The 16,553-nt window shown below is 34.5% G+C and carries 13 protein-coding genes; 10 read left to right on the forward strand and 3 right to left on the reverse strand.

Annotated features, from left to right (window positions below):
- The first annotated feature begins 67 nt into the window (after nucleotides 1–67).
- From EKL97_RS11740 to EKL97_RS11770, 7 genes are all read left to right on the forward strand, one after another.
- A complete protein-coding gene (locus EKL97_RS11740) occupies nucleotides 68–550 on the forward strand; it encodes an ABC transporter ATPase (protein WP_126459999.1) in 483 nt (160 codons plus the stop codon).
- Nucleotides 551–563: 13 nt separating this feature from the next.
- Nucleotides 564–3,560, forward strand: coding sequence for a glycoside hydrolase family 3 N-terminal domain-containing protein (locus EKL97_RS11745; protein ID WP_126568939.1), 2,997 nt, complete (start codon nucleotides 564–566; stop codon nucleotides 3,558–3,560).
- Nucleotides 3,561–3,704: 144 nt separating this feature from the next.
- A complete protein-coding gene (locus EKL97_RS11750; RefSeq protein ID WP_126459993.1) occupies nucleotides 3,705–4,325 on the forward strand; it encodes a phosphatase PAP2 family protein in 621 nt (206 codons plus the stop codon).
- A gap of 46 nt (nucleotides 4,326–4,371) precedes the next feature.
- A complete protein-coding gene (locus EKL97_RS11755; protein ID WP_126568940.1) occupies nucleotides 4,372–5,553 on the forward strand; it encodes an MFS transporter in 1,182 nt (393 codons plus the stop codon).
- A gap of 1 nt (nucleotide 5,554) precedes the next feature.
- A complete protein-coding gene (locus EKL97_RS11760) occupies nucleotides 5,555–7,567 on the forward strand; it encodes a heavy metal translocating P-type ATPase (protein ID WP_126562193.1) in 2,013 nt (670 codons plus the stop codon).
- A 77-nt stretch (nucleotides 7,568–7,644) separates the two neighbouring features.
- The gene (bshA, locus tag EKL97_RS11765; protein ID WP_126459984.1) at nucleotides 7,645–8,778 is read left to right on the forward strand and encodes an N-acetyl-alpha-D-glucosaminyl L-malate synthase BshA; all 1,134 of its coding nucleotides are present in this window, start codon (nucleotides 7,645–7,647) and stop codon (nucleotides 8,776–8,778) included.
- Between the two features lie 46 nt (nucleotides 8,779–8,824).
- Nucleotides 8,825–9,256: a protease complex subunit PrcB family protein gene (locus EKL97_RS11770; protein ID WP_126515630.1), complete on the forward strand. Its 432-nt coding sequence runs from the start codon at nucleotides 8,825–8,827 to the stop codon at nucleotides 9,254–9,256.
- A 47-nt stretch (nucleotides 9,257–9,303) separates the two neighbouring features.
- Here EKL97_RS11770 and EKL97_RS11775 read toward each other — a convergent pair whose 3' ends face one another.
- Together EKL97_RS11775 and EKL97_RS11780 are read right to left on the reverse strand one after the other, a co-directional pair.
- The gene (locus EKL97_RS11775) at nucleotides 9,304–9,810 is read right to left on the reverse strand and encodes a hypothetical protein (RefSeq protein WP_126568941.1); all 507 of its coding nucleotides are present in this window, start codon (nucleotides 9,808–9,810) and stop codon (nucleotides 9,304–9,306) included.
- 103 nt (nucleotides 9,811–9,913) lie between these two features.
- The gene (locus EKL97_RS11780) at nucleotides 9,914–10,753 is read right to left on the reverse strand and encodes a UDP-2,3-diacylglucosamine diphosphatase (RefSeq protein WP_126568942.1); all 840 of its coding nucleotides are present in this window, start codon (nucleotides 10,751–10,753) and stop codon (nucleotides 9,914–9,916) included.
- 183 nt (nucleotides 10,754–10,936) lie between these two features.
- On the opposite strand from EKL97_RS11780, the gene aroC reads away from it, so the two are divergent.
- From aroC to EKL97_RS11795, 3 genes are all read left to right on the forward strand, one after another.
- Nucleotides 10,937–11,998 carry a chorismate synthase gene (aroC, locus tag EKL97_RS11785; RefSeq protein WP_126453382.1) on the forward strand — a complete coding sequence of 354 codons (1,062 nt, stop codon included), beginning with the start codon at nucleotides 10,937–10,939 and terminating at the stop codon, nucleotides 11,996–11,998.
- A gap of 106 nt (nucleotides 11,999–12,104) precedes the next feature.
- Nucleotides 12,105–13,385, forward strand: a complete 1,281-nt coding sequence (locus EKL97_RS11790) for a dicarboxylate/amino acid:cation symporter (protein WP_197037191.1) — start codon at nucleotides 12,105–12,107, stop codon at nucleotides 13,383–13,385.
- Nucleotides 13,386–13,464: 79 nt separating this feature from the next.
- The gene (locus EKL97_RS11795) at nucleotides 13,465–14,751 is read left to right on the forward strand and encodes a dicarboxylate/amino acid:cation symporter (protein WP_126459974.1); all 1,287 of its coding nucleotides are present in this window, start codon (nucleotides 13,465–13,467) and stop codon (nucleotides 14,749–14,751) included.
- A gap of 538 nt (nucleotides 14,752–15,289) precedes the next feature.
- On the opposite strand, the gene EKL97_RS11800 is transcribed toward EKL97_RS11795, so the two are convergent.
- Nucleotides 15,290–16,543 (reverse strand): DEAD/DEAH box helicase, encoded by a 1,254-nt coding sequence (locus EKL97_RS11800; protein ID WP_126453388.1) that lies wholly within the window; start codon nucleotides 16,541–16,543, stop codon nucleotides 15,290–15,292.
- Between the last annotated feature and the right edge of the window lie 10 nt (nucleotides 16,544–16,553).

Below are 16,553 nucleotides of genomic sequence, written 5' to 3' on the forward strand. Positions count from 1 at the left end.
AATGCTCTATAATTTATTACACCTAACTTCATAAATCTACAATCTAAAATCACAAATCTAAAATCGTATGTACGTTCCATTTGAAAATTTACCCGAAGAATCTAAAATCTGGATTTATCAATCAAACAGAAAATTTTCGGATGCCGAATTTTCTGAAATAGAAAGCGCCTTGCAATCTTTTCTGGAAGGTTGGGCTGCGCATGGTACTAGTCTAGAATCCTCGTACCAATTAAAATACAACCGGTTTATCATTATTGCCGTAAATCAGGATGTACAAGCTGCAACAGGATGCTCTATAGATTCCTCTGTAGAATTTATTCAAAATTTAGAACAAAAATATACCGTAGATTTATTGGATAAAATGAACGTTACCTTCAAACTTGGAGAACATATAGCACACAAGCCGTTGATTGATTTCAAGAAAATGGTAAAAGATAAAGCGGTTACTGAAAATACCATCGTTTTCAATAATTTAGTTAATAATATAGAAGAATACAATGAATCCTGGGAAGTTCCTGCCATTGATAGCTGGCACAGTCGTTTTTTTTAAACAAAATAGTCAGATGAAAAAGATAAGCATCAGAAATAGTTTTTTTTATGTCTTATTTCTTTTTATTGCTGTTGGTTGTGTTGGTACAAAAACAAATAAGAATAAAGTAATTGTAACCAACATTCCGTCCAAAATTGAAAATTTAGACAGTATTGCTTTAAGTAATATGCCCACACTTTTTGAGTTGTCTCCTCAAGGCAACAAATGGGTTGATAGTGTTTACAGTGCAATGACTTTAGAGGAAAAATTTGGACAATTGTTTATGGTTGCCGCTTATTCCAATAAAGATTCGACGCATATTAAAGCTATTGATACACTCATAACAGATCATAAAATTGGAGGATTAATTTTCTTTCAAGGTGGACCTGTTCGTCAGGCAAAATTAACCAACCGTTTTCAATCCAAGTCAAAAACTCCATTGTTTATTGGTAGTGATGCGGAATGGGGTTTGGGCATGCGATTGGACTCTACCTACAGTTATCCCTGGAATATGACTCTTGGAGCCATCCAAGACATGAAATTATTGGAGAAAGTAGGTGTTCAAATAGGACAACAAAGCAAGCGATTGGGATTGCAATTTAACTTTGCTCCAATTCTTGACATCAACTCCAATCCTAAAAATCCTATCATAGGTTTTCGTTCTTTTGGTGAAGATAAATTCAAGGTTACAGCACATGCTATTGCTTTGATGAAAGGGGTGCAAAGTCAAGGCATATTTTCAACAGGAAAGCATTTTCCGGGACATGGCGATACGGATACGGATTCTCATAAAAAATTACCGACCATAAATTCCTCAAAAGAACAATTACAAAACCTAGCGTTTTATCCTTACAAAAAAATGTTTCATGAAGGACTTTCGTCCGTTATGGTAGCCCATTTAAACGTTCCCAGCATAGAACCAAGACCTAATTTTCCTTCCTCAATTTCCTATAATGTGGTTACTGATATTCTTCAGAAAGAATTGGGTTTCAAAGGACTTATTTTTACAGATGCTTTGAATATGAAAAGTGTAAGCGAATTTAAATTACCCAGTGAAATCAATTTTGAAGCTTTTATAGCCGGTAATGACGTGCTGCTGTTTCCTGAAAATGTTCCTGCTGCTATTGAGAAATTTAAATTTGCGTATTCTATAAATTTATTTACGGAGGAACGATTGGCTTTTTCCGTAAAAAAAATTCTGAAATTCAAGTACAAAGCGAATTTGAATAATTTTAAACCAATTGCCACTGAAAATTTATACACCGATTTGAATTCAGTTGAAAATGAAGCTTTACACTATGAGTTGTATGAAAATGCAATTACCGTTCTAAAAAACACGGCTGCTGTTTTGCCGATTAAAAATTTGGACAAACAAAAAATCGCTTATGTAAAAATGGGAGATGACAACAATGATGTTTTTGTTTCAACTTTAAAAAAATACACTGAAGTAACTGTGATTTCAGATGTGAATTTGGATAGTCTTCAAGTGAAATTACACCCTTTTACAACCGTAATCATTGGTTATCACAAATCAGATGTTGCTTTTAGTAATCATGATCTAAGATTGGATGAGTTGGCAAAAATTAAATTTCTAGCCCAAAATAATACTGTAATTCTGGATGTTTTTGCAAAACCATACGCTTTATTACCAATTATAAATTTTGAAGATATTGAAGGTTTAGTTGTTTCTTATCAAAATAGTGCAGTTGCACAGGTCGTTTCGGCAGAACTAATTTTTGGGGCTATTGAAGCCAAAGGGAAACTACCGGTTTCTATTAATACTAGTTTTAATGTAAATGATGGTTTGCCAACAGAAAAATTGAATCGGCTGGGATTCACAACTCCAGAAAATGTTGGGATGAATTCAACGATTTTATCAAAAATTGACAGTATTGCTACTAAAGCAATTGACGCTAAAATGACTCCTGGAATTCAGGTATTGGTAGCCAGAAAAGGAAAAGTTATTTATCAAAAATCATTCGGTCATCATACGTATGATAGAACGATTAAAGTGCAAGACTCCGATATTTATGATGTTGCCTCATTAACGAAAATTATAGCTACATTGCCTAATGTGATGCAGCAATACGATCAGCAAAAAATAAATTTGGAAACAACATTAGGATCAATGTCTCCTATTTTTAAAGATTCCAATAAGGCAAATATTAATTTCAAGGATTTATTGTCGCATTATGCAGGTTTAGCAGCAGGAATACCATTTTACAAGGCTACAATGAATAAATCGCAATCTCCTTCTGATGTTTATTTTAGAAAAATTGCTGAAGAGCAGTTTTCGAAAAAACTAGGAGACAGTCTTTTTATACGAAATGATTTTAGTGACACAATTATGAAAATGATTGTTGAGAGTAAACTGTCATTAAAAAAAGAATACAAATACAGTGATCTTACTTTTATGATTCTGAAGGATTATTTAGAAAAGACAACGGGTAAACCATTAGATGTTTTAATTCAAGAAAATTTCTATCGTTCACTCGGGATGAACAATTCAAGTTTCAATCCATTGACTAAATTTGATAAAAACAGAATTCCGCCAACGGAAACAGATACCTATTTCCGTCGTCAACTTTTACAAGGATATGTCAATGATTTGTCCGCTGCTTTAGAAGGTGGGGTTTCAGGTCACGCAGGTGTTTTTTCGAATGCTATGGATGTGGCAAAAATAATGGAACTTTATTTACAAAAAGGAAATTATGGAAACCGGCAATATTTTTCTGAAAAAACATTTGATGATTTCAATACGTGCTATTTTTGTGCCGCCGGAAATAGGAGAGGAGTGGGCTTTGATAAACCACAATTAGGTGCTGTAGGACCTACGTGCGGTTGTGCTTCAATGACGAGTTTTGGTCACACTGGTTATACAGGTACAATGGCTTGGGCTGATCCTGAAACGCAAATTGTTTATGTGTTTTTATCTAATAGAACTTTCCCAATTGCAAGTGAAAATAGATTATCGAAAGAAAATATTCGGGAAGATATCCAAAGGGTAATTTATGAAGCGATTATAAACTAAGCAAACGTTAACGTAATAATAAAATAGTTCAAATGAAATTATAGTCAATTTCATTTGAACTATTTTTTTTAAAATGATTTTGTTAGAAGTGTTTCGTTACAAAGTTCACCTGTATTATAGTATATTTGAGATAAAAACAATAGGATGAAAAATAAGAATACTGTAATTGCAAAAATCAATTTAATTGTATGGCTTTTTTGCATGACTTTTGTAAATGCTCAAAATAATGATATAAATATTCTACGAGATATCAATGTTGATCGAAATAAGAATTTAGATCCTACTTTTAAATTAATAACGAATAGTGCGGTTCCCATCGGTCTTGTTACTCCTATTATTATATATTCGGTTGGTTTATTAAAGAAAGATAATGCCGCCAAGAAACAGGCAATTTTTGTTGGAGAAGCATTCTTAGTAAATGCATTTATTACTACCGCTTTGAAACATACTATAAAAAGACAGCGACCATTTAAAACCTATCCTGATATTGATCAAGCAGCGTCGACCGTGGGTTATTCATTTCCTTCGGGACATACTTCGTCAGCTTTCGCAACGGCAACGTCACTTAGTTTAGCGTATCATAAATGGTATGTTATTGCACCGTCTTTTGTATGGGCAAGTGCCGTGGGATATTCTCGAATGCACTTAGGCGTTCATTATCCAAGCGATGTAGTGGCAGGAGCCGTTTTAGGAAGTGGGTCGGCCTACCTAACCTATAAGGCTAATAAATGGCTTAACAAGAAAAGATCAAGAATGGAAAAATAACGGTTTATACTGTTTACTGTTCTATGAAAACGTAAAATAATTCAAAATGAAAAGATTAAATTATATTTCAAAAACAGTCTGGATAGTATCACTGGTTAGTCTATTTACGGATACAGCGAGCGAAATGCTTTACCCAATAATGCCTATATACCTTAAATCGATTGGGTTCTCGATTGTATTAATTGGTGTTTTAGAAGGCTTTGCCGAGGCTTTAGCTGGATTAAGTAAAGGATATTTTGGTAAGTTATCTGATAGTTCAGGTAAACGTGTTCCATTTGTGCGTCTGGGCTACGGTTTAAGTGCTATTTCAAAACCCATGATGGCGGTATTCGTCTTCCCTCTTTGGATATTTTTTGCCAGAGCAATTGATCGTTTCGGAAAAGGAATTCGTACTGGTGCAAGAGATGCGATTTTATCTGATGAAGCAACTGCTGAAACGAAAGGAAAGATATTTGGATTTCATAGATCAATGGATACGTTTGGTGCCGTTCTAGGACCTGTTATGGCTTTGATTTATCTGCATTTTTATCCACAACAGTATAAAATGCTTTTTTATGTTGCTTTTATTCCAGGTTTACTAGCGGTACTTGCTTCTTTTTTGCTTAACGATAAACTTAAGGTACAGGCAAAGGAGGTAAAACAGATTTCGTTTTTCTCGTTTCTTAGCTATTGGAAAACAAGTCCTGCACAATATCGAAGAGTAGTAACAGGACTATTAGCTTTTGCCTTATTCAATAGTTCCGATGTTTTTTTACTTTTAAAAGCGAAGCAAGCAGGTTTAAATGATACTGTGGTAATAGAGATTTATATTTTTTACAATTTGGTTTATGCTCTTTGTGCATTTCCATTAGGAATTTTTGCTGATAAAATTGGATTGAAGAAAATGTTTACTTTTGGACTTTTTCTATTTGCAATTGTCTATTTTGGAATGGCATTTACTAAAAACAGTTATATTATTGGTGGATTATTTTTAATTTACGGTGTGTATGCTGCTGCAACCGAAGGGATTTCGAAAGCATGGATCAGTAATATTTCTGATAAAAAAGATACTGCGACTGCTATTGGAACTTATTCTGGATTTCAAAGTATTTGCGCCTTATTGGCCAGTTCTTTTGCCGGGGTCCTTTGGTATCAATTTGGTGCGAATACTACATTTTTTATTACTGGGATAACCACATTACTTATTATTATTTATTTTTCGTTTTTCATTAAATATAAAACAATTTAAAATGGCATCCCAACATAAAACTTTACCTGACAACAAATGTTGCGCAGTAGAAGAAAAAAAAGTAAATAAAGCAGAGCAAGATGCAGGATGTTGTTCCTCTCACAGTGAGTCAGAAAATCACGATGAGGAAGATCACGATCATTCTAACGGAAATGAAAGCACCCTCAGAATGTTTTTACCATCTATAATTAGTTTTATAGGATTGCTGATTGCTTTATTGTTTGATAATTACTTTCCTCAATCTTGGTTTAATGGTTGGTTTCGAATCGTTTGGTATGTTGCAGCTTACATTCCGGTAGGGCTTCCAGTTTTGAAAGAAGCTTACGATAGCATTGGTAAAGGAGCTATTTTTTCTGAATTTTTTCTAATGGGAATAGCTACATTAGGTGCGTTTGGAATTGGTCAATATGCCGAAGGAGTGGCTGTCATGTTATTTTACTCCATTGGTGAATTATTCCAAATGCTCGCCGTTAAAAGAGCAAAATTAAATATAAAATTATTACTGGATCAAAGACCTGATGTTGCAAACGTTGTAATGGGACAAAATGTGATTGCAATTAAAGCTTCGGAAGTGGCTATTGGAGCTGTCATAGAATTAAAACCCGGAGAAAAATTAGCATTAGATGGAATGTTGCTTTCGGATTATGCCACTTTCAATACTGCTGCATTAACAGGCGAAAGCAAACCGGATTCTAAGTCAAAAGGAGATACAATTCTTGCCGGAATGATCAATGGCACTTCTATTGCTCAAGTAGAAGTGACTACTGCATTTACAGACAGCAAATTATCTAAAATCCTCCAGATGGTGCAGGATGCCACTGCTAAAAAAGCACCAACAGAATTATTTATTAGGAAGTTTGCTAAAATATACACGCCAATAATAGTGTATCTCGCTATTGCTATATGTGTAGTGCCAATCTTATTTGCAGAAACGTATATATTTAAGGAATGGCTGTACAGAGCCTTACTGTTCTTGGTGGTTTCCTGTCCGTGTGCCTTGGTGATTTCCATTCCGTTAGGGTATTTTGGCGGAATTGGCGCCGCAAGTAAAAACGGAATATTGTTTAAAGGATCTACATTTCTGGATACTATGGCAGCTATTCAGGTAGTGGTGATGGATAAAACAGGGACTTTAACCAAAGGCGTTTTTAAAGTTCAGAAAGTAGTGTCGATAGGAATTCTGGAGTCTGATTTAGTTAACTATACTGCAGTAATTGAAGCTAAATCGACGCATCCGGTTGGTTCCGCAATAGTAGAATTTGCCAAAAATCCTAAAAATGAAATTGTTGTTTCTAATTTCACTGAGATTCCAGGCCTTGGCTTGCAAGGTGTTGTAGATGGAAATGAAATCTTGGTGGGAAGTCCTAAACTGATGAAAAAATTCCATATTGATTATGACACGGATCTTGATGCTATTCCGTACACTATTGTTGTAGTTGCCATCAATCAAAAATATACAGGTTATTTTCTTGTTGCCGATGAAATAAAAGAAGATGCAAAAGTGGCTATTGAAAGTTTACATAAAATAAATATCAAAACAATATTACTTTCTGGGGACAATCAAGCGGTAGTTTTGGCTGTAGCCAAAGAATTAAATATTGATGAAGCTTACGGAAATTTGTTGCCAGAAGATAAAGTCAATAAAGTAACCGCACTTTTAAACCAAAAATTAAAAGTTGCATTTGTTGGAGACGGAGTAAATGATGCTCCAGTCATTGCTCTGGCAGATGCGGGAATTGCTATGGGTGGTTTAGGAAGCGATGCTACTATTGAAACGGCTGATATTGTCATTCAAAATGACCAGCCCACTAAGATTTTTACCGCTATCACCATTGGAAAAAAAACAAAACAAATCGTTTGGCAAAATATTGGATTGGCTTTTTTCGTAAAACTAATAGTTCTCATTCTGGGAGCTGCTGGACTTGCCTCTATGTGGGAGGCGGTTTTTGCAGATGTGGGGGTGGCCTTATTGGCGATTTTAAATGCCGTTCGAATTCAGCGAATGAAATTTTAAATTTGTATTGCATTTAACTTAAAATTCCATAAAACACATTCCTATTTTTCTTAATTTCGTTTCATTAAATTAAATACATGAAAATTGCAATAGTTTGTTATCCTACCTTTGGAGGTAGTGGTGTTGTCGCTACAGAATTAGGACTGGAATTGGCTCGTCGTGGGCATGAAATACATTTCATAACTTACAGTCAGCCCGTACGTTTGGCACTTTTAAGTCCAAATGTGCATTACCACGAAGTAAATGTGCCTGAATATCCATTGTTTCATTACCAACCGTATGAATTGGCCTTATCGAGCAAATTAGTCGATATGGTAAAATTATATAAAATAGAATTGCTTCATGTACATTATGCTATTCCTCATGCCTATGCGGGCTATATGGCAAAACAAATGCTGAAAGACGAAGGCATTGATATTCCAATGGTGACAACATTACACGGAACAGACATCACCTTGGTAGGGAATCACCCGTTTTATAAGCCAGCAGTCACTTTTAGTATCAATAAATCAGATTTTGTTACCTCAGTATCCCAAAGTTTAAAAGACGATACGCTTAAATTATTCAATATAAAAAATGAAATTGAGGTTATTCCTAATTTTATTGAATTGAATAAAAACACAAATAACCTGAACATTCCTTGTCAACGTTCAGTCATGGCCAAGGAAAATGAACGAATTATAACGCACATCAGTAATTTTAGAAAAGTAAAACGAATTCCGGATGTCATTAAAATTTTCTATAATATTCAAAAAGAGATTCCGGCTAAATTGATGATGGTTGGTGATGGCCCTGAAAAAGAAAAAGCAGAATATTTATGTCAGGAATTGGGTATACTAGACAAGGTAATCTTTTTTGGTAACAGCAACGAAATTGATAAGATTTTGTGCTTAACTGACTTGTTTTTACTCCCATCTGAAACAGAAAGTTTTGGTTTGGCAGCCCTTGAAGCTATGGCGTGTAAAGTTCCTGTTATCTCTAGTAATTCAGGCGGTTTACCCGAAGTTAATTTTGAAGGCATTTCCGGCTATTTAAGTGATGTAGGAAATACAGAGGAAATGGCTCAAAACGCATTGAAAATTCTAAAAGATGATTTGACGCTTGCTAAATTTAAAGAAAACGCATTAGCTGTTGCCAAACAATTTGACATAAAAAATATTTTGCCCCTTTACGAAGAGTTATATCAAAAAGCCATTAATAAATACTTATAGACACACAGGAATTATTTTTGAAATTATTAAATGTAAAAACATAAAAATGAAAAAAGTAATGCTGTCGTTCCTTGCTATAACTGTCGTTTCCTGCGGTAGCGTTTCTTTAAAAAGTACAGATGCCACTACAGCGCTATATGAAGTTTTGACTCAGCAAACTAATGGTGGAGCTAGTATCCGTTTTTTTGAGATTCTTTCTGAACCAAGCGAAATTAAAATGCTGCAGAATGATGAAAACTTAAAAAATAAGATTAATGCTAATGATATTCTGAATGCTAATTTTGTTGTTTTGAATATGGGAGAGAAAACCACTGGCGGATATGCCATAGGAATTGATAAGGTAATTGAAACGGATAAAAATATAATTATAACAGTTCAAGAAACAAATCCTGAGCCGGGTAGTATGGTGACACAAGCTTTTACGACTCCTTTTTGTGTTGTGAAAATAAATTCCAAGAAAGAGATTCTTATAAAATAAAAAATGCCACTATTTCTAGTGGCATTTTTTTTATTCTTTTTGAAATATTAGAATTGGTATTTAAGAGCTAAAGCTACATCAGAACCGTAATTATCATTATAATATCCATTTCCACCAAACTCAGGTCTAAAATCAATAGAAATCAACAATGGAATATCAAAATTATATTCTAAACCAATATTTCCTGCTGCAAAAGCAAAAATACCATCGTCATCATAACTTCTGTTGTCTACGTATTTTCTATCGTAGGTTCCCAATCCACCACCAATACCTGCATACCAGTTGAATCCACCTTCAATGTTCCATACCCATTGGTACAAACCTGTTAATTTGACTGAATCATCATTATAGCCTTTGTAGTCATTTCTGTTTCTGAAACCTAAGTCTAATTCTAAACGATTGTTATCGCCTAAACCTCTTTGATAGGTGATCTCAGTACCAAAACCACTACTGTTACCAAAACGAAGGCCTAGTGCATTTTTTGAAATCTCTTGTGCTTGTGAGGTGAATGCTAATCCAATTAGCATTATAACCGATAAAATAATTTTTTTCATAAGTAAATTTTTATAAATACAAAGATATTACTAACTTTGAGATTAAATTTACAAAATTAATTGTAAATGTTTCATAATTCACACTTTTGATATAAAACCACCATTAATCTAAAATAGTTTTTTTAAAGAAAATAGCAGGTGTAACATACTGAGTACTGATAAAATCCTCCATCTCAAAAAGATTTTCATCTTCAGCATAATTAGTTTCTGAGTAGTGAAATAATTTCCAACGTTTTTTATTGTATTCCAATGCGGTTAAATTCTCCACCCAATCCCCGGAATTCAAATACAAAGTAGCCCCGTTTTTATTCTCTTTTTTGATTATTTTTGGCTCGTGAATATGACCGCAAATTACATAATCGTAGTTGTTTTCGATGGCGAGTTCCGTGGCTGTTTTTTCAAAATCCGAAATGTGCTTTACTGCCTTTTTTACACCAGCCTTTATTTGTTTAGAAAAAGAGTAGGGCTCTTTCCCTATTTTTGATAAGCACCAATTTACAAATCGATTCAAAAGTATCAGATAATCATATCCTAAACCGCCTAATTTTGCAATCCATTTTGAGTGTTGTACGGAAGCATCAAAGACATCACCGTGAAATATCCAGGCTTTTTTGTCATCAAGATCCAAGACTAACTTGTCCACCAATGCAAAATTACCCATACTCATATCGCTAAACTTTCGGAGCATTTCATCATGATTTCCAGTAATATAATAGACTTTTGTTCCCTTTGAAGCAAAACTGATGATTTTTTGGATAACCTTTAAATGCGCTTTGGGAAAATAGGATTTTCTAAATTGCCATACATCAATAATATCTCCATTTAAGACTAAAATTTTAGGTTTAATTGCAGATAAATAATTATAAAGTTCTTTAGCATGACTTCCATAAGTCCCCAGATGTACATCAGAAATCACCACTAACTCGACTTTTCTTTTTTTCAAGGTGTTTGAATTTGAATTTTATCAAATTAATGGAATTCTACTGAATTGAAATGCGATTAAAGGTTAATAAATAGTTTTCAATATTAATTTAAAGTCAATAAATAGATATTGCTATTCAAAAGTTTAGTGGTTAAAATTTTGAACTTTAAACTAAAATACTACTTTTGTTCAAAACTAATCAGTATGGCAGGAAATAGCTACGGAACACTATTTAGAATAACAACTTTTGGAGAATCTCACGGTGACGCTTTAGGAGGGATAATAGACGGTTGTCCTCCCGGAATAACAATAGATTTAGAAGCAATTCAATTTGAAATGTCCCGCAGAAAGCCAGGCCAATCAGCAATAGTTACTCAACGCAAAGAACCGGATGACGTTCAATTTCTTTCCGGAATCTTTGAAGGTAAAACCACCGGTACACCCATAGGTTTTATTATTCCTAATACCAATCAAAAATCAGATGATTATTCTCATATAAAAGACAATTACAGACCCAGTCATGCGGATTATGTGTATGAAAAAAAATATGGGGTTAGGGATTATCGTGGCGGTGGACGCAGTTCTGCGCGGGAAACTGCCAGTAGAGTTGTGGCGGGAGCTGTAGCAAAACAAATGTTGCCAGACATAAAAATTAATGCATACGTTTCTTCTGTAGGACCTATTTTTTTAGACAAACCCTACCAAGATTTAGATTTTTCGAAAACCGAAAATAATCCGGTTCGTTGCCCAGATGAACAGGCAGCGGTAATCATGGAAGAATATATTCGTGATATCCGAAAACAAGGGGATACTGTGGGCGGAACCGTAACCTGTGTGATTCAAAATGTACCTATTGGTTTAGGAGAGCCCGTTTTTGATAAGCTTCACGCAGAACTTGGCAAAGCAATGCTTTCTATTAATGCCGTAAAAGGATTTGAATTTGGAAGTGGTTTTGAAGGCGCTAAGATGAAAGGAAGTGCGCATAATGATTTATACAATGCTGACGGAACGACAAAAACCAATCTTTCAGGTGGAATTCAAGGAGGAATCAGTAACGGAATGGATATTTATTTTCGCGTGGCTTTCAAACCTGTGGCCACCATTATGCAAAAACAAGAATCACTGGACAATAAAGGCAATATTACAGAAATGACTGGAAAAGGGCGTCATGATCCTTGTGTAGTACCGCGTGCTGTGCCTATTGTTGAGGCAATGGCAGCCATTGTATTAGCTGATTTTTATTTGATAAATAAAACATATCAGTAGTAATTGTTGATACTTTTTATGTTTTTTACAATACCATTTTTTACCTGACTGCGAGTAAAATTTTTTTTATAATCAAGGTTGATCCTACAATCTTATAACCAATTTAATGAATATGAATACAACTAAAAAGCCGTCCTTTTTTTCAGGATTAACAGGGCAAATATTAATAGCTATGGTTTTGGGTGCTATTTTAGGCATTATCATTCATAATTCTATTTCACCGGAAGCAGCTCAAAATTTTAGTAACAAAATCAAAATTCTGGCTACTATTTTTATTCGACTGGTTCAAATGATTATTTCGCCATTGGTATTTACGACGTTGGTGGTAGGAATTGCGAAACTTGGGGATATCAAAGCGGTGGGGAGAATTGGAGGAAAAGCGATGGGATGGTTTTTTACAGCTTCATTTATCTCTTTGTTATTGGGGATGTTTTTTGTAAACATACTAGAACCGGGAGTTGGCCTTAATTTATCAAATGTTGATATGGGATCAGTTTCAGAAGTCACAGCGAAAACACAAAACATATCTTTTGAAAACTTTATTGAGCATATAGTACCTAAAAGTATTTTTGAAGCAATGGCTACTAATGAAATTTTACAAATTGTAATATTTTCGATTTTCTTTGGTCTGGCAGCGGCTGCATTAGGTGATTATGTGAAGCCAGTGACAAATGCTTTGGATAAAATATCTCATATTGTTCTGAAAATGGTAAACTACGTTATGAAGTTTGCCCCAATAGGAGTATTTGGTGCTATAGCAGGAGTATTTGCGGTTAGAGATTTTCAGGAATTGGCAATTACCTATTTCAAGTTCTTTGGTTCTTTCTTAATTGGAATTTCCTCACTTTGGGTCGTGTTGATTGTTGTGGGGTATGTATTTCTAAAAAGCAGAATGACCGTTTTGCTAAAAAGAATTGTAAGTCCATTGATTATTGCTTTTGGAACAACCAGCAGTGAAGCTGTTTTTCCAAAATTGACCGAAGAATTAGAACGTTTTGGAGTCAAGGACAGAATTGTTTCTTTCATGTTGCCGCTCGGGTATTCTTTTAACTTGGATGGAAGTATGATGTACATGACTTTTGCCAGTATTTTTATTGCGCAAGCCTACGGAATTGATTTGGATTTGGGTACGCAAATGACCATGCTTTTAGTTTTGATGCTTACCAGTAAAGGAATTGCAGGAGTACCAAGAGCGAGTTTAGTGGTTGTTGCTGCAACTTGTGGTATGTTTGACATTCCAATCGAAGGAATTGCTTTAATTTTACCTATTGACCATTTTTGTGATATGTTTCGTAGCGCAACCAATGTGTTAGGAAATGCTTTAGCAACATCGGTAGTTGGAAGCTGGGAAAAAGACGAGGATTCCGAACCGGTTTCATTAGACTAAATAATAAAAAACTCCTCAAATAATGAGGAGTTTTTTTTTGTAAAATATCAGTTTGTCTGATTCAAATGAATTTAAAATTATGAAAAAACTTGCTTTACATTGGAAAATTCTTTTAGGAATGATTCTAGGACTCCTTTTTGGATTAGTAATGAAAAACTTAGAACAAAAAGGAATCGTAATTGACTGGATAAAACCTTTTGGAACTATTTTTATAAACTTACTCAAAATGATTGCTGTTCCCTTAATTGTGGTTTCATTGATTGTTGGATTAGCAGATTTAAAAGATATTTCTAAACTTTCTAAATTAGGGGGAAGGACAGTCTTTTTTTACTTATGTTCCACAGTAATAGCAGTCATTATTGGTTTGTTGTTAGCCAATTTAATTAAGCCCGGAACTTACATTAACGAAGAATCCAGAATAAGCTTACTTGAAAATTTTTCGGTTGATGCTTCTCAAAAAATTGAATTGGCGGTAAAAGCTAAAAATAGTGGGCCACTGCAACCTTTGATAGATATTGTACCAGATAATTTTTTTAAAGCTTTAAGTGATAATGGAAGTATGTTGCAAGTCATTTTTTTTGTTATTTTAATTGGGATCGGTCTCATTTTAATTGAAGAAAAAAAATCAAAACCTGTCGTTGATTTCTTTAAGGGATTGAATGATGTAATTCTGAAAATTATTGACATTATCATGCTTTTTTCACCAGTTGGTGTTTTCGCACTGATGGCCGCACTGATGGTCGAAATTCCAGATTTTTCAACATTAGGAGCGCTGGGAATCTATGGATTAACGGTTTTGCTTGGCTTGTTCTTGATGATGTTTGTATTTTATCCAAGCTTATTAATGATTTTTGCAAAAGTAAATCCAATACAGTTTTTTAACGCCATTGCGCCTGCCCAATTATTGGCTTTTTCAACAAGTTCAAGTGCAGCTGCACTGCCCGTTACCATGGAATGTGTTACCGAGCGTTTAGGAGTTGATGAAGAGGTTTCCAGTTTTGTTTTGCCTCTGGGAGCAACAGTAAACATGGATGGAACTAGCTTGTATCAAGCAGTAGCTGCGATATTTATAGCTCAAGCAATGCTTCCGGAAGCTTTAGACCTCAGTACACAATTGATGATAGTTGTGACAGCAACACTAGCTTCTATAGGATCAGCAGCGGTTCCTAGTGCCGGAATGGTGATGCTTGTTATTGTTCTTGGTCAAGCTGGGATTCCAGAAGCTGGGCTTGCACTTATTTTTGCTATTGACAGACCTTTGGATATGTGCAGAACGGTAGTCAATGTAACAAGTGATGCAACTATTGCAACTATTGTCGCCAAATCTGTAGGGAAATTAAATAAACCAAAAGAAATTAATTTTTAACTAATAGTTCTTTGTACACCATGAAGTGGATTTAATATATTTGAAATTCATGAGACTTCAAAATAGTTCACTTTTGACACTTAATTGATTAAAATAAATTATTATTTATTGGCGCATAAATTTATATTTGATTAAATTTAATCACTTATGAATCAGGTGTATATTGTGTTATTAATAGTATTTATATTTAACTTTTTCAGTGATGACGTACTTGCACAAACGTAAACGGCATCAAACAATGAGATCGTAAAATTAACGGATCATGCGTCACAATACCTGAAGAATGCTGATTTCAAAAAATCCTTTAAAATTTCGAAAATTGCCTTGTACAAAGCCATTACTCAAAAGGATAAATTTTCTATAGTAATTTCTTTAGTACATGACAAAAATAGATAGTATTGAAATTCAAGAAGATTAAGGTCATTTAATTCAAATAATATTTTCATTAAAACGCTTAAAAATAACACGTTAACGATAAATCACTTTTTAACGACAGTTAAAAAGTGATTTATTACAGATGTTAGTCAGTATAACGAATTTAATACCAGCGTTTTTTATTTTGTTTGGAAACCTCTGATTTTCTTGATTTATGAGCTCCACCACTGCGGTTTGAGTTCTTTTGAGTTCCCGCGGGAGCGGTTTCAGGACTTCCTGAATGCCAACCGTATGGGTGATCACTTACGGTTTTTACATCTACTTTTATTAATTTCTGAATGTCTTTCCAATATTGGTGCTCATCTTTGCTACAAAAAGAAATTGCAACACCTTCATTTCCGGCACGACCGGTTCTGCCAATTCGGTGTACATACGTTTCGGGAATATTGGGTAAATCAAAATTAATGACAAATGGTAATTGATCAATATCAATTCCTCTGGCTGCAATATCAGTAGCCACTAAAACATTCACTTCTTTATTCTTGAATCCTTCTAAAACGCGTTGTCTGGCATTTTGAGACTTGTCACCATGAATCGCTTCGGCAGCAATATCGTGTTTGCGCAATGCTTTTACAACGTTGTCAGCTCCGTGTTTTGTTCTTGAAAAAACCAAAACATTAGACAGTTTTTCGTTTTTAATTAAATGATACAGCAAATTTCTTTTTTCTGCTTTTTCAACAAAATATACGCGTTGTTCTACGTTTTCAGCTGTAGAAGAAACAGGAGATACGGTAACTGTTGCAGGATCTTTCAGAAACATTTCGGCTAATTCTCTTATGGCCATTGGCATTGTAGCCGAGAAAAATAAGGTTTGTCTGTTATTAGGGGTCAGTTTTACAATTTTTTTGACATCATTTACAAATCCCATATCCAGCATCTGGTCCGCTTCGTCAAGGACTAAAGTATGCAAATGGTCTAAATCGATGAAACCTTGTTTGACTAAGTCTAGCAAACGTCCTGGAGTAGCAATCAGGATATCAATTCCTTTTTTCAGCATTTCTACCTGTGGCACTTGAGAAACGCCACCAAAAATAGTAAGTTGCACTAAGTTTGTATATTTTCCATATTGGTCAAAATTTTGTCCAATTTGAACGGCCAATTCTCGGGTTGGGGTGATGACTAAAGCACGGATTGGACTTGCTTTTTTAGAGGACCCTACTATTCTATGCAATTGATGAATAATAGGAATGGCAAATGCGGCCGTTTTTCCGGTACCGGTTTGGGCACAACCAATCATATCTCTACCTGATAATACGATTGGAATGGCTTGTTCTTGTATTGGAGTTGCTTCTAAATAGCCTTGTTCAAATACGGCTTTTTGTATACTTTTTGAAAGTGATAAATCTTCGAATAACATATTTTAAATA

This window comes from Flavobacterium sp. LS1P28, assembly GCF_003970335.1.
GTDB lineage: Bacteria > Bacteroidota > Bacteroidia > Flavobacteriales > Flavobacteriaceae > Flavobacterium.

Bases quoted from the DNA above. Each gene is read 5' to 3' on its own strand.
- EKL97_RS11740 (WP_126459999.1), top strand. From the start codon at position 68: ATGTACGTTCCATTTGAAAATTTACCCGAAGAATCTAAAATCTGGATT.
- EKL97_RS11745 (WP_126568939.1), top strand. From the start codon at position 564: ATGAAAAAGATAAGCATCAGAAATAGTTTTTTTTATGTCTTATTTCTT.
- EKL97_RS11750 (WP_126459993.1), top strand. From the start codon at position 3,705: ATGAAAAATAAGAATACTGTAATTGCAAAAATCAATTTAATTGTATGG.
- EKL97_RS11755 (WP_126568940.1), top strand. From the start codon at position 4,372: ATGAAAAGATTAAATTATATTTCAAAAACAGTCTGGATAGTATCACTG.
- EKL97_RS11760 (WP_126562193.1), top strand. From the start codon at position 5,555: ATGGCATCCCAACATAAAACTTTACCTGACAACAAATGTTGCGCAGTA.
- bshA (WP_126459984.1), top strand. From the start codon at position 7,645: ATGAAAATTGCAATAGTTTGTTATCCTACCTTTGGAGGTAGTGGTGTT.
- EKL97_RS11770 (WP_126515630.1), top strand. From the start codon at position 8,825: ATGAAAAAAGTAATGCTGTCGTTCCTTGCTATAACTGTCGTTTCCTGC.
- EKL97_RS11775 (WP_126568941.1), bottom strand. From the start codon at position 9,810: ATGAAAAAAATTATTTTATCGGTTATAATGCTAATTGGATTAGCATTC.
- aroC (WP_126453382.1), top strand. From the start codon at position 10,937: ATGGCAGGAAATAGCTACGGAACACTATTTAGAATAACAACTTTTGGA.
- EKL97_RS11790 (WP_197037191.1), top strand. From the start codon at position 12,105: ATGAATATGAATACAACTAAAAAGCCGTCCTTTTTTTCAGGATTAACA.
- EKL97_RS11795 (WP_126459974.1), top strand. From the start codon at position 13,465: ATGAAAAAACTTGCTTTACATTGGAAAATTCTTTTAGGAATGATTCTA.
- EKL97_RS11800 (WP_126453388.1), bottom strand. From the start codon at position 16,543: ATGTTATTCGAAGATTTATCACTTTCAAAAAGTATACAAAAAGCCGTA.